We start from the raw sequence: 13,362 nt of genomic DNA, 5'->3' as shown, positions 1-13,362 counted from the left end.
GAGGCTCGCCCGTGGCTCGCACCTCAGGATGAGGATAGGTTGTTTAAATTCCCTCATCCTGAGGCGTCCGCTTTAGCGGGCCTCGAAGGACGCACCGCTTTGCAGTTGCCTAGACGTCGTGTTCCGACGTTATGAAGGCGCGCAGCCCCCGAGAGTCCCCCATGTCCGACGTCTTCAAGTTCGATCCCGCCGCCAAGACCGTCACCTTCGAAGGCGAGGAGGGGCTGGAGCTGATCTATGATCTGCTGCTGCGCGCCAAGTTCGGTGACGGCTATGAAAAGCCCCTGCTGATCAGCCCGTGGCTGGCCAAGCTGCTCAAGCAGTTGGACCAGGCCCTGCCGGACGATGGCCAATGGTTCCCGGAAAAGCCGGGTCAGCCGATCTTCGACACCGACGACCTGCTGGCCATGGGCGACGCGGTGATCGAGGAAGGCCATACCGTGGGCTGGTGGTCGATGACCGAAGCCGAAAAGCGCGCCTATCTGCGCGAGACCATCGCCGCGCCGCACCCCCTGACCGATCTTGAGGTCGCGTTCATCGAGGACGATATCGACGCGGCCCTGGAACAGGCTCGCCGTCTGGTCGAGGATGCCTCCGAACCCCTGGCCCAGCCGGGGCACGGCTGAGGCGCCTCAGTCGCGGCGATAGCGCGACACAAAGGCCCAGAGGGCGTCGTTGTCGGCCAGCCAGGTGTGGACGCCGCCCACGGTGACCCGGCCCACGACGTCGGCCTGATTGCGACATCCGGAATAGCGCTCTTCATAGACGCCGGGCGCGACCCACTGCGTGGTCGGAGCGTTTTGACAGCCGTTGAGCGCCGCCCAGCGCTGCTCGGCCGCGTGCAGGGTATATTGCCAATAGCCTGCGCCCCCGCCTTCGATGGGATTGACCGTGTCCTTGTCGCCGGCGAAGGCGATCACCGGCATGGGGCGGTCGGGCGTGCAGGTGGCTGGATCGGGCTCCTGCGGATTGTCCCCCCGGGGATTGCCGGCGCGCAGCCCGACCACCGGGGCGATGGCGGCGTAGCGCCCGGCGTCCACGCAGCCCAGCCAGGAGGCCATGCGCCCGCCGCCCGACAGGCCGGTGACATAGACCCGCGCGCGGTCGACGCAGCCGTCCTCCGCCAGGCTGTCGACGATCTGGGCCAGATAGGCCACGTCGTCGGCGTCGGAGGCGTCCGGGATCTTGCCGGTGATGGTGGGCACGCCGGGGATGTTCCAGACGAAGCCCCGGCCGGCCGCAATGCCCGCGTCGGGCGCGACCACGATGAACCCTGAGCGGTCCGATGTGGCCTCCAGTTTCGAGGCCTTCAGCATCTGGGCGCCGGTCCCGCCGCTGCCATGCAGCAGGATCAGCAAAGGGGCCGGGGCGGCGGCTTTGAGGCCCGAGGGCCTGTGCAGCAGCAAGGGGCGGCCTGTCTGGCCCAGCGCGACCCGTTCGGTGACCCCTGGCGCGCCCACGGCGCAAGGGGCGGCCAGGGCGTGAGGGCTCCAGCCCAGCAGGGCCAGAGGCAGGCACAGGGCCAGAAGCCAGCGCTCGGAGACAAGTTTCAACATGGACGCCCCTCGAGCTTGTGATCCGGCGACCTTAGGGCGCGGCGCGGGGGAGTAAACCCGGATCGGGGTTGAGCGTCGGTTGGGGCCCAAAAGCATCGTGGGGAAAAGTGGACGCCGGTTTTCCGCAAGAACGATGCGAAAACAAAAATCTAGAGCAAGGCGCGTGAGTCTGATTTCACGCGCCTTGCTCTAGTTTGGGGGCCCCAGCCGCGCCCGGATGAAGGCGTCCACGGCGGTGGTGTAGGCGCCCGGCAGGCCCAGGGTGCGATTGATGTCGGCATGGGTCAGGTCCTGGGGCAGGACGGGCATGTCGCGGCCATTGCGCTGGACCAGGGCCTGGAAGGCGCGGGCGTCGTCGCACGGCTTGTCGGGGCGGCGGGTGGAACAGACCGCCATCATCGGCACGGCGTTCGGGGTCCACTGGTCCATCGGCGAGGCCTTGGCCCACTGGGCCGGGTCGGTTCCAAACGCCTCGTCATAGAAGGCCGGATGCCGGCCCTTCATCGTTTCGGACACCTTCATCGTCGCGGAGTCCAGCACCACCGTGCCGCCCCATCTGTGCTTCACCATCGACGGGGCCGACGACAGCAGGGCCACCAGATGGGCCCCGGCCGAGTGGCCCATCAGGATGATCTTGTCGGGATCGCCGCCCCAGGTCCTGGCGCGCGATTGGGTCAGGTCCAGCGCCTGGGCCACGTCCTTGGCCTGCTCATAGGCCATGGCCGTGGGCAGCATGCGGTAGTTGACGCTGACCAGGATGTAGCCCCGGGGCAGCCAGAACTTCAGCTTGTTCTCGATCGAACTGGTATTGGCCTTGTCGCCGATCTTCCACGCCCCGCCGTGGACCATGACGATGACCGGAGCGCCGCTCAGGGACGTTCCGGCCGCAGCCGGCGGCAGATAGACGTCCATCTGCTGGGCCGGATCGCCGCCATAGGCCACGGTCATCTTGCGGGCCCCGGGGGCGATGGTCGCCAGGTCGATCGGGCGTTCCTCCTGGGCGCGCTTGGCCTCCAGGCGCTGGGCCATCCGTTTGCGCAGCGGCCCCTGGAACCGCCCTTGGGCCAGGCCGTCGCCGACCAGACTGAAGGTCAGGGCGACCGCCAGCAGGGCGGGCAGGGCGACGGCGCGAGCGGTCATGGCGGACTCCAGGCGATGGGACGCGAACAACTGCACCCTAAACGACGCGGTCCGGCGGTTCCGTCGCAGGCAAAAGCGCGATTTCGTCCCGGTTTCGGGTGTTTTCGCCGCGCCAGCCGCCGCGTCGCCTGATAGCCCGGAAACCATGACCCACCCGCGCAACCTCCTGCTAGGCTTGGCGTGCGGCCTGATCGCCGGCGCCTTCTGGGGCGGGGTGTTCCTGGCGCCGCTGCTGCTGGCCGACTTCACGCCGCTGCAGATGACCGCCGGGCGCTATCTGGCCTATGGCCTGGCCTCGCTGGTGTTGCTGGCCCCGGCGGCGCGCACGGTGTTTGGCCGCATGACCGGCAAGGACTGGCGCGATCTGGCCGGGCTGAGCCTGCTGGGCAATCTGATCTACTATGTCGGCCTGGCCGTGGCGGTGCAGAACGCCGGGGTGGCGGCGGCGTCGCTGATCATCGGCCTGCTGCCGGTCACCGTCACCCTGGTCGGGGCCAGACCGGGCGAGGGCGTGCCGCTGCGCCGGCTGGCCGCGCCGCTGGCGATGCTGGCGGCCGGCGTCGTCTGCATCAATGTCGACGTGTTTCGCAGCGGCGACGGCGCGCCGGTTCCGCGCCTGATCCTGGGCGTGATGGGCGCGGTCCTGGCCCTGGCCTGCTGGACGCTCTACGCCGTGTGGAACGCCCGCCGGCTGGCGGCGACGCCGCAGTTCAACAGCCATGAGTGGTCTCTGCTGACTGGGGTGGTCACCGGCGCCTTGTCGCTGGCGCTGATCGTCCCGGCCTTCGCCCTGGCCGGGGCGGCCCACGACTCCAGCGCCTGGGCCCTGTTCTGGGGCGTCAGCCTGGCCGTGGCCCTGGGCGCCTCGGTGATCGGCAACGGTCTGTGGAACGCGGCCAGCAAGCTGCTGCCGCTCAGCCTGTCGGGCCAGCTGATCGTGTTCGAGACCCTGTTCGCCCTGCTGTACGGCTTTCTTCACGAGGCCCGCTGGCCCCGGCCGCTGGAAAGCCTGGCCATCGCCCTGATGCTGGCCGGGGTGCTGTGGTCTGTGTCGCTGCACCGGCCAGCGGCGGCTTAAGAGTTTCCGTTTCTCCGTTTCCCCGGCGAAAGCCGGGGCCCAGATCCAGCCTGAGCGTCTTGGGATGATGCGCCCTGAGGCCTGACCAGGCCAGCCAACCTCTCCGGGCTCGATCTGGATCCCGGCATTCGCCGGGAAGACGGACTATGAGGGCAACATGACCGGAACCTGAACGTCGCCGTTCAGATCGGGTTCAAGCGCCGTTTGCGACAAAGGTCCCAACAGCGCCGCACCGGACATCCGGACCTAGCGACGCTTCTCGAAGGGAGCCACGCCATGAAGACCGTTTCCAAGACCCTGATCGCCGCCGCTGTCGCCGCCGCCATGATCGTTCCCGCCTCGGGCGCCTTCGCGGGTGAGCGTCACAACCAGAAGAGCGACAAGACCGAAAAGGCCATCCTCGGCGCCCTGATCGGCGGCATCGCCGGCGCGGCCCTGTCGAAGGGCGACAAGGGCGGCATCGCGATCGGCGCCATCGCCGGGGCCGCCATCGGCGCCTCGTCGGGCACGGACAAGAACGATCGTCGCTACAGCAACAGCTATCAGAGCCGTCCGACCTATAACGGCTACGGTCAGGGCTATCAGGTCCGCGATCAGCGCTATGGCCAAGGCGGCTATGACAACCGCTACAGCCAGAACGCCTATGACACCCGTTACGGCCAGCATGGCGACAACCGCTACGGCCAGAACAGCTACAATACGCGCTACGACGCCCGCTATGGCCACGACAACCGCCGCTAGGTCCTGATCCCGATCCTATGGCGAAGACTTGCGCCGCCCTTTCTTGCAGGGCGGCGCTTTTTCGCGTGCCGGGCGAGACAATCTTTGCCTCGGAGGGCGCTGACCGCTGTCAGGCGCGCGAAATCTGCTATAGCGCGCTGAGAGCGCAAGCGGCTTCTTAACCCCTGTTGGTTTGAGTCGGGTTAGATCGCTGCGGACAGAGGGAGAGCGCAACAGCTCATGGCGGCATCCGGCATCGCCGTTCGAGGACCCCGCAGTCTGCTTCGGCAGATTCGCGAGGCCATGGCCGGAGGCGGCCCCGCCCAGGCCAAGCTCGACATGGTGGTGCGCACCATCGCCATCTCGATGGTGGCCGAGGTCTGCTCGATCTATCTGCGCCGGGCCTCTGGCGATCTGGAACTGTTCGCCACCGAAGGCCTGGCTCCTGAAGCCGTCCACGTCACCCGCATGAAGCCCGGCGAGGGCCTGGTCGGCGAGACCATGCGTCTGGGCCGGCCGCTGAACCTGTCGGACGCGCCGCACCACCCGGCCTTCGCCTATCGCCCGGAAACCGGCGAAGATCCCTATCACGCCTTCCTGGCCGTGCCCCTGCTGCGCGGCGGCCGCTCGATCGGCGTGCTGGTCGTCCAGAACCGCACCGAGCGGGTCTATGGCGACGAGGAGGTCGAGGACCTGCAGATCATCGCCATGGTCCTGGCCGAGATGGTCAGCGCCGGCGAACTGCTGGGCCTGGACGAGCTGAAAGACGTCGAGATCGCGCCCCACAAGCCCGAGCGGCTGAAGGGCGCGCGCTTCGCCGAGGGTCTGGCCTATGGCGTGGCCGTGCTGCACGAGCAGCCGGTGGCGCCCGAGCAACTGCTGGCTGACGATCCCGTGGCCGAAGAGGCTCGGCTGCAGGTGGCGATCACCGCCCTGCAGAGCCAGATCGACGAGATGCTGGACGGCCAGGGCGGCCTGGTCGGCGCCTCCTATGAGGTGCTCGACACCTACCGGCTGTTCGCCCACGACCGTGGCTGGAATCGCGGCCTGGAAGAGGCCGTGCGTTCAGGCCTGACCGCCGAGGCGGCGGTGGAGCGCGTGCGCTCCGAGCACCGCGCCCGCCTGGGCCAGGCGCGTGATCCCTATCTGCGCGAACGTCTGCACGATCTGGAAGACCTCAACGACCGGCTGCTGCGCCACCTGTCGGGCGATGTGCACGCCGTGCGCCAGTTGCCCGACAACGCCATCCTGATCGCGCGGAACCTGGGTCCCGCCGACCTGCTGGAATATGACCGCACCAAGCTCAAGGGCATCCTGCTGGAGGAAGGCTCGGCCGCCAGCCACGCCGGCATCGTCGCCCGGGCGCTGGACATCCCCTGCGTGGGTCGCCTGGCCGGCCTGCGCGACCGGGTCAGCGAGGGCGACCCCGTTGTGGTCGACGCCGAAACCGCCGAGGCCTGGCTTCGCCCGCGTCCCGACGTGGTCAAGTCGCTGCAGGCCCGGATGGAGGTTCGCGCCCAGCGCAAGGCCGAGTTCGCAAGGCTGCGCGACACGCCCGCCTTCACCAAGGACGGCGGCAAGATCACCCTGCTGATGAACGCCGGCCTGGCCGTCGATCTGGACATTCTGGGCGAGACCGGGGCCGAGGGCATCGGCCTGTTCCGCACCGAGTTCCAGTTCATGGTCGCCGAGGAGATGCCGCGCCTGGAGGCCCAGACCGCGCTCTACGAAAAGGTGCTGGAAGCCGCCAACGGCATGCCGGTGACCTTCCGCACCCTGGACCTGGGCGGCGACAAGCTGCTGCCCTATATGGAGATGGAGCGCGAGGACAATCCGGCCCTGGGCTGGCGCGCCATCCGCATGGGTCTGGACCGTCCGGCCCTGTTGCGCATGCAGATCCGCGCCCTGATCAAGGCCTCCAAGGGCCGCGAGCTGCGGATCATGTTCCCGCTGGTGGCCAATGTGGACGAGTTCCGCGCCGCCCGCGCCTTTGTCGATCTGGAAGTGGCCTGGGCCCTGAAGCGCGGCCGTCCGGCGCCGGCCCGTCTGGACGTCGGGGCGATGATCGAGGCGCCGTCGCTGCTGTGGCATCTGGACGCACTGTTGCCGATGACCGACTTCGTGTCGGTCGGCACCAATGACCTGATGCAGTACCTGTTCGCCGCCGATCGCGGCAATCCGAAGATGGCGGATCGCTATGATCCGCTGTCGCCGTCGGCGCTGCGGGCCTTGAAGACCATCCAGCAGGCCTGCGCCGACACGGGGACGCCGGTGTCGGTGTGCGGTGAGATGGCGGGGCGGCCGCTGGAGGCCTTCGCCCTTGTGGCCCTGGGCTTTGATCGCCTGTCGATGCCGCCGGCCGGCATCGGTCCGGTCAAGCAGATGGTGCTGTCGTGCGACCGTGAAGCCGCCCGCCGCAATGTCGAAGCCCTGCTGAAAGGCTCGGCCGGATCGCTCCGGGGAGAGATCGAAACCCTCGCGCGAAAGCTTTACGTCGCGGTGTGATATCCGGCCTCTTAACCAAGCTTGGCCGCTTAGTGCATTGAATCCCGTGACTTACTTTGATATCCACAATGAATTGTTAAACGCTTCGTGCCATACGGAGCAGGGTGGGGCGTAACGCTCGCGCGTTACGCGATTTTTTTGGGGTGAATGGGCCGACATGGCGCTGGATACGGGCAGTGTGAGACACTTGCATCTGGTTTCCGACGTCGAACCCGATGAGGGCTTCGTGGCGGTCGGCCAGCCATCGGTCGACGAGGGCGCTGATATCGGCGCCGCCCTGCGCGCCGCGCGCACCTTCCGCGGGCTGACCCCCCAGGACGTGGCCGACGCCACGCGCATCCGTCAAAGCTATATCGACGCGCTTGAAGAGCTGCGGCTGGAAGAGCTGCCCTCGCGTCCGTTCACCATCGGCTATGTCCGCGCCTACGCCAATCTGCTGGGCCTGGACGGCGAGGCCGCCGTGCTGCGCTTCAAGAACGACGTGCCCGATGAGGGCGAGCCGCTGCGCGCCCCGGTCGGCGTGCGTCACGAACGCGATCCGCGCCTGGCCCTGGTGCTGGCCGCCGGCATGCTGCTGGTCGGCGCGATCCTGCTGTGGAACGTGGCGCGTCGCGCCATGGAAAAGGACGTTCCCGTCAGCCAGGTCGCCGCCAATGCTTCGGCCCCGAGCTCGGCTTCGGCCCCGGCCGGTTCGGCGGTGTCGCTGGGCGCGCCCCTGCCGGCCCCGGTCGAGTCCACCACGCCTGAGCCTTACAAGACCCCCGGTCTCGACGACGCCGCCGCCAATGGCGGCTCGGCTGACGCCGCCAATGCCGCCAGCAAGGCCCGCGCCGCCGCCGCCTCAGGCGAGACCGTGGTCGACGCGGCCCATGTCGCCGCCCTGGGCTCGCCGTTCAAGCCTCGCGGCGCGGTCTATGGCGGTCTCGCCGCCGACAATTCGGGCGTGGTGCTCCTGGCCCGCAAGGGCGGCACCCTGGTGGTGCGCGGGGCCGACGGCTCGGTCTATTTCGCCCGCCAGCTCAGCGCCGGCGAAGCCTTCAGCGCGCCGCGCCCGATGGGCCTGTCCGTCGACGTCTCCGATCCGGCGAATTTCGACGTCTATTCAGGCGGCGTGATGACCGGCCGTCTCACCGCCAAGACCACGGCGTTGGGCAAGCTGATCAAGCCGCCGGCTCAGCCCGCCGGCTGAGGTCCGGGCCCCGGCGTCCTTGCGGATACTCAAGGGCGTGAAATCGGCTGACAAGCGGGCTTGAGACCAAGGACGCCCTTGGGTTCCGTCCGCAAAAGCCTTAGATTGCCGCCATGGCTGCAGATCACACCCACCTTCGCCCCTGGCGTTCGATCACGCGCCGCGTGTCGCGCAAGATCCGTGTCGGCAATGTCGAGGTGGGGGGCGACGCGCCCATCACCGTGCAGTCGATGACCAACACCCTGACCAGCGACGCCGCCGCGACGCTGGAGCAGATCCGTCAGCTGGAAGAGGCCGGGGCCGACATCGTTCGGGTCAGCTGCCCCGACACCGACAGCACGGCGGCCTTCAAGACCATCGCCCGCGAGGCCCGGGTGCCGCTCGTGGCCGACATCCATTTTCACTACAAGCGTGGCATCGAGGCGGCCCAGGCCGGCGCGGCCTGCCTGCGGATCAATCCGGGCAATATCGGCAGCCCCGACCGGGTGCGCGACGTCATCCAGGCGGCCCGCGACCACGGCTGTTCGATGCGGATCGGCGTCAATGCCGGCTCGCTGGAGCGCGACCTGCTGGAAAAGTACGGTGAGCCGTGCCCCGACGCCATGGTCGAGAGCGCCCTCAACCACGCCCGCATCCTGCAGGATCACGACTTCCACGAGTTCAAGATCAGTGTGAAAGCGTCCGACCCGTTCATGACGGTGGCGGCCTATCATCAGCTGTCCGAGCGCATCGACTGCCCGCTGCACCTGGGCGTCACCGAGGCGGGGGCCCTGCGCACCGGCACGGTCAAGTCGTCGATCGGCATCGGCTCGATGCTGTGGGCCGGCATCGGCGACACAATTCGCGTTTCTCTTGCCGCGGACCCTGTCGAAGAGATCAAGGTCGGCTTCGACATCCTCAAGTCGCTGGGCCTGCGCCACCGCGGCGTCAACATCATCGCCTGCCCGTCCTGCGCCCGTCAGGGCTTCAACGTCATCAAGACGGTGGAGGCCCTGGAGCAGCGCCTGGCCCACATCAGCCAGCCGATGTCGCTGTCGATCATCGGCTGCGTGGTCAATGGTCCGGGCGAGGCCCTGATGACCGACCTGGGCTTTACCGGCGGCGGAGCCGGTTCGGGCATGATCTACATGGCCGGCAAGCCCGACCACAAACAGTCCAATGACGGCATGATCGAGCACATCGTCGAGCTGGTCGAACAGCGCGCCGCGCAGCTGAAAGCCGCCGCCGACGCCGAAGCGCTCGCGGCGGAGTAGGCCGCTCATTACGACGACTTAACTGGAGCCTTCGAGCGGCGCGGTGCCTGGTGCCGCCTCCCGTCTCCGGAGTCGTCATGAAAACGCTCGCCGCCGCATCCGCGCTCGCTCTGCTCGTCAGCTTCGCCGCCGTCTCGGCGCGCGCCGAGGTCACCCCCGTGCCGGTCGGCCAACCCCTGGCCCGTTTCGACAGGATCAAGCCCGGGGTCCATCGCTATCTGCGCTACAAGCAGACCGGCGAAACCTTCACGCCGGCCGACATCTGGACCCGCGAGATTCGCTTCGAGCCCAAGGACGGCCAGACCCGTCTGCACATCGTCCAGCACTGGGACGGCGCCACGACACCGGCCGCCAAGACGCTGGACTCCTGGTTCGAGGTCGGGACGTTCGCGCCGCTGACCCATGTGCGCCGCTCCACCAAGGACGGCCAGACCAAGGTCGAGGGTTTCGCCTTTACCGCCGATCGGGTCACGGGCCTGGCCGATCTGCCCGACAACGCCGCCAAGGCCTATGACGTCGCCGCGCCGCAGCGCACCTTCAATTTCGAGACCGACATGGAGCTGTTGCAGGCCCTGCCGCTGAAGGACGGCTACGAGGCCAGCATCAACTTCCTGCACCCCGGCGGCGGCGACCCCGCGCCCTATGTCTTCAAGGTCACGGGCTCTGACGTTCTGACCACGCCGGCCGGCGGCAAGGTCGACTGCTGGGTGATGACCACCGACTACAATCGCTCTGACTTTCCACCGACCCGCTTCTGGCTGGCCAAGGACAGCCAGGTGATGGTCAAGGTCGTCTCGCCGCTTCCCGACGGTTCGGCCGTGGTCAAGGTCCTGCTTTACTAATCAGCGCTCAGCGACGTCTGGATCGGTACGCCGCCCTTGATCGCCAGGGTCACCGGCGTGCGTTCGGCCACGTCGGCCAGACGCGCGCGCTGGGCCTCATCCAGCGGGCCGCTCAGGACCAGCACGCGCTCAATCCGGGGCGGGGTCTCGCCGCCGTGATAGTGCAGGCGAACCTCAGCGGCCTCCAGCGGCCAGGTCTTGCGCTCGGCGTACATCTTCAGGGTCATGGCGGTGCAGGCCCCCAATGAGGCGAGCAACAGGTCGAAGGGCGCGGGGCCGACATCCGCCCCGCCATTGCGCTCAGGCTCATCGGCGGTCAGGGCGTGGCGGCCGGTGGTGATGGCGGTCGCGTAGTGGGCGTCGCTGATGCGGGCGGTGGCGGTGGCCATGGAAGAGCTCCTGATCGTTATGTCGTCGATGAATAGTCGATCTGGCTCAGGCGGCTCTTGTCGATTTCCCGCGGCAATCGCGTCGGCGAGCCGGAGTCTAGATCACCGCCCGCGCGCGTTCGTCCACATCCGCCACCGCCGCCGCGACGATCCGCAGGCCGCGCTCCAGATCCTGCCGGTCGCGGGCCGCGCCCAGGCACAGGCGCACGCCCGTGGTCAGGCCGGGCGCGACCACCGGGGCTGAGGGCGGGGTCAGCTCGACGCCGCCGCGCAGGGCCCGGCCCGCCAGCCGTTCGGCGTCCAGTTCGCTCATCGGCAGCCAGACGTGGGGCGCGCTGGGCGATACGGGGACTTCCATCGCGCCGCCGAGACTGTCGCGGGCCACGGCCAGACGGGCGGTCATCTCGGCCTGGATCTCTGAGACGATCGCATCAGCCGTGCCGTCCTCGATCCACTGGGTCGCGATCAAGCCGCCGAAGCTGGGCGGGGCGTAGCTCAGGGCCCTCACCGCGCGCAGCACGCGGTCCAGAGGATCGCCCGGCGGCGTGACCAGAAAGCCGGTGCGCAGGCCCGGAGCCAGGGACTTGGACACGCCCGAGACGTGGAAGGTGCGCTCGGGGGCCAGCACCGCGAACGGCGGCGGCGCGTCCGGCGCATAGACCGCATAGATGTCGTCCTCGATGATCATCAGGTCGTGCTTGCGGGCCACGGCGACGATCTGGGCCCGGCGGCCGGCGCTCATGATCCGGCCGGTGGGGTTTTGCAGGGTGGGCTGCAGGGCCACGGCCCTGTAGGCGCCGGTGGCGGCGGCTTCGTCCAGGGCGTCGGGCCGCAGACCCTCGGCGTCCATGGCCAGGCCCCTGAGGCCATAGCCCATGTACTCGGCCAGGGCCTTGACGCCATAGAAGGTCGAGGCCTCGCACAGCACTGTATCGCCCGGCCGCGCCACCGCGCCAAAGGCCAGGGTCAGGCCCTGCTGGGCGCCGGCGCAGACGATCAGGCGGGTCCAGTCGGCGTCGGTCAGGCCGCCGGTGCGCGCCAGCCAGGCGGCCCCCGCCCGGCGCTGGACCTCCATCCCGGCCGGCGGCGAATAGGCCAGATGGTCCAGCAGGTCGCCGCGGCGCTTCAGCCGCGCCAGGGTGTCGGCCAGGCGGGCCTGGGCCGGGGCGCCGGGGGCGATGTTCTGGGCCAGATTGATCAGGCCGCTCTCGGCCGCCCGGACAGGACCGGCGTTCGCCCCGCCGCGCACGAAACTGCCGCGCCCCACATGGGCCTGAACCAGCCCGGCCTTCTCGGCCTCGACATAGGCGCGGGTGACCGTGCCCAGGCCCAGGCCCAGGCGGTGGGCCAGGTCGCGCTGCGGCGGCAGGCGCGCGCCGGCCGCCAGGGCGCCCGAGGCGATGTCGCCGCGCAGGGCCTCGACCAGGCGCTCATACAGCGGCGCGTCGCCATCGATCAGGGTGGGGGTCCAGGCGGACATGGCGGCTCCGTAATTGTCACAATGACAATACTTGTTTTGACTCATGGATCAATCAAGAACATCACGGTGACATTCCAACCGGAGTCTCGCCATGACCCCTGATCTGCTGTTCGCCTTCGTCCTGTTCGCCTTCGCCACCGCCGGCACGCCCGGGCCCAACAACATGATGCTGCTGGCCTCGGGCGCGAATTTCGGCTTTCGCCGCACGATCCTGCACATCCTGGGGATCAGCGCCGGCCTGGGCGTGATGGTGGTGGCGATGGGCTGGGGCCTGTCGGGCGTGTTCAAAGCCGCGCCGGTGCTGCACGAGGTGCTGCGCTGGGTCGGCGCCGCCTATCTGCTGTGGCTGGCCTGGAAGATCGCCACGGCCAGGGGGATCAGCGACAAGGCCGCCGCCGGCCGGCCGATGACCTTCCTGCAGGCGGCCGGCTTCCAGTGGCTCAACCCCAAGGCCTGGGCCATGGCCCTGGGCGCGGCCACCACCTATACGCCCGAGGGCAGCGGCAGTCTGACCGCCCTGATCCTGGCTGGAACCTTCATGCTGTGCGGCGTGCCGTGCAGCGCCGCCTGGGCCGGCTTTGGCCAGGGTCTGCGGGGCTATCTGGATCGTCCGGCCGTGCTGCGGACCTTCAATGTCACCATGGCCCTGCTACTGGTGGCCTCGCTGTATCCGCTGATGACCGAGCTGAAGGCGGGGTGACAGGGGGCGGGCGGTGCGCCACCCTGACCGGATGCGCATCCTCCTCGCCCTCGCGGCCGCCCTCGCCCTCATCGCCTCGCCTGTCCTGGCCCAGGATCTCAAGGTGACGGTGGCCGGACGCGACTCGGTGGTGCTCACCCCCGCCGAGGTGGCGGCCCTGCCGCGTGCCAAGGCGACGATCACCGTCAAGGGCCAGGCCGTCACCTATGAGGGCGCCGTGCTGCACGAGGCCCTGCTGAAGGCCGGCGTCGTGGCGGGCGAGCGGCTGATGGGGCGGTATCTGAACCAGGTGGTGGTGCTGCGCGCCTCGGACGGCTTCACCAGCATCCTGTCGATCGCCGAGACCGACCCCGTCTATCGCGCCAATCCGGTGATCCTGGCCGACACGGTCAACGGCCATCCGCTGGACGCCCGCGAGGGCCCTTACCGCGTGGTGGTCGACGGCGACCTGCGCCCCTCGCGCTCGCCGCGCAATGTGGTGGCGGTTGAGGTCAAGGCGGGGTTCTGAGG

General features: G+C 68.8%; 13 protein-coding genes. 9 read left to right on the top strand and 4 right to left on the bottom strand.

The window, feature by feature from the left end; translation table 11 throughout:
- Nucleotides 1–161: 161 nt before the first annotated feature.
- Entirely contained in the window at nt 162–626 is a 465-nt protein-coding gene (locus tag ACW18B_RS19730; protein ID WP_492048698.1) for a hypothetical protein, read from the top strand.
- A gap of 6 nt (nt 627–632) precedes the next feature.
- On the opposite strand, the gene ACW18B_RS19725 is transcribed toward ACW18B_RS19730, so the two are convergent.
- Nucleotides 633–1,556: a CE1 family esterase gene (locus ACW18B_RS19725; RefSeq protein ID WP_492048697.1), complete on the bottom strand. Its 924-nt coding sequence runs from the start codon at nt 1,554–1,556 to the stop codon at nt 633–635.
- Nucleotides 1,557–1,745: 189 nt separating this feature from the next.
- Nucleotides 1,746–2,696, bottom strand: a complete 951-nt coding sequence (locus tag ACW18B_RS19720; protein ID WP_492048696.1) for an alpha/beta hydrolase — start codon at nt 2,694–2,696, stop codon at nt 1,746–1,748.
- Nucleotides 2,697–2,841: 145 nt separating this feature from the next.
- On the opposite strand from ACW18B_RS19720, the gene ACW18B_RS19715 reads away from it, so the two are divergent.
- The 6 genes from ACW18B_RS19715 to ACW18B_RS19690 all read left to right on the top strand — a co-directional run bounded on the left by ACW18B_RS19715 (nt 2,842) and on the right by ACW18B_RS19690 (nt 10,283).
- A complete protein-coding gene (locus ACW18B_RS19715) occupies nt 2,842–3,774 on the top strand; it encodes a DMT family transporter (protein WP_492048695.1) in 933 nt (310 codons plus the stop codon).
- A gap of 276 nt (nt 3,775–4,050) precedes the next feature.
- A complete protein-coding gene (locus tag ACW18B_RS19710; RefSeq protein ID WP_492048694.1) occupies nt 4,051–4,515 on the top strand; it encodes a glycine zipper 2TM domain-containing protein in 465 nt (154 codons plus the stop codon).
- Between the two features lie 219 nt (nt 4,516–4,734).
- Nucleotides 4,735–6,999, top strand: coding sequence for a phosphoenolpyruvate--protein phosphotransferase (ptsP, locus tag ACW18B_RS19705; protein ID WP_492048693.1), 2,265 nt, complete (start codon nt 4,735–4,737; stop codon nt 6,997–6,999).
- 157 nt (nt 7,000–7,156) lie between these two features.
- Nucleotides 7,157–8,188, top strand: a complete 1,032-nt coding sequence (locus ACW18B_RS19700) for a helix-turn-helix domain-containing protein (protein ID WP_492048692.1) — start codon at nt 7,157–7,159, stop codon at nt 8,186–8,188.
- Between the two features lie 113 nt (nt 8,189–8,301).
- Nucleotides 8,302–9,441, top strand: coding sequence for a flavodoxin-dependent (E)-4-hydroxy-3-methylbut-2-enyl-diphosphate synthase (ispG, locus tag ACW18B_RS19695; RefSeq protein WP_492048691.1), 1,140 nt, complete (start codon nt 8,302–8,304; stop codon nt 9,439–9,441).
- A gap of 77 nt (nt 9,442–9,518) precedes the next feature.
- The gene (locus tag ACW18B_RS19690; RefSeq protein WP_492048690.1) at nt 9,519–10,283 is read left to right on the top strand and encodes a DUF3108 domain-containing protein; all 765 of its coding nucleotides are present in this window, start codon (nt 9,519–9,521) and stop codon (nt 10,281–10,283) included.
- On the opposite strand, the gene ACW18B_RS19685 is transcribed toward ACW18B_RS19690, so the two are convergent.
- Both ACW18B_RS19685 and ACW18B_RS19680 read right to left on the bottom strand, forming a co-directional pair.
- Entirely contained in the window at nt 10,280–10,672 is a 393-nt protein-coding gene (locus ACW18B_RS19685) for an OsmC family protein (RefSeq protein WP_492048689.1), read from the bottom strand. The genes ACW18B_RS19690 and ACW18B_RS19685 overlap by 4 nt on opposite strands.
- A 97-nt stretch (nt 10,673–10,769) precedes the next feature.
- Complete coding sequence (locus ACW18B_RS19680; protein WP_492048688.1) at nt 10,770–12,152, bottom strand: aminotransferase-like domain-containing protein; 1,383 nt, start codon at nt 12,150–12,152, stop codon at nt 10,770–10,772.
- Between the two features lie 91 nt (nt 12,153–12,243).
- On the opposite strand from ACW18B_RS19680, the gene ACW18B_RS19675 reads away from it, so the two are divergent.
- Nucleotides 12,244–12,852, top strand: a complete 609-nt coding sequence (locus tag ACW18B_RS19675) for a LysE family translocator (RefSeq protein ID WP_492048687.1) — start codon at nt 12,244–12,246, stop codon at nt 12,850–12,852.
- A 13-nt stretch (nt 12,853–12,865) separates the two neighbouring features.
- The gene (locus ACW18B_RS19670) at nt 12,866–13,360 is read left to right on the top strand and encodes a molybdopterin-dependent oxidoreductase (RefSeq protein ID WP_492048686.1); all 495 of its coding nucleotides are present in this window, start codon (nt 12,866–12,868) and stop codon (nt 13,358–13,360) included.
- The last annotated feature ends 2 nt before the right edge of the window (nt 13,361–13,362 follow it).

It is taken from the genome of Caulobacter sp. FV2ps19 (assembly GCF_058681035.1).
This window is presented reverse-complemented; position numbering and strand designations above follow the sequence as displayed.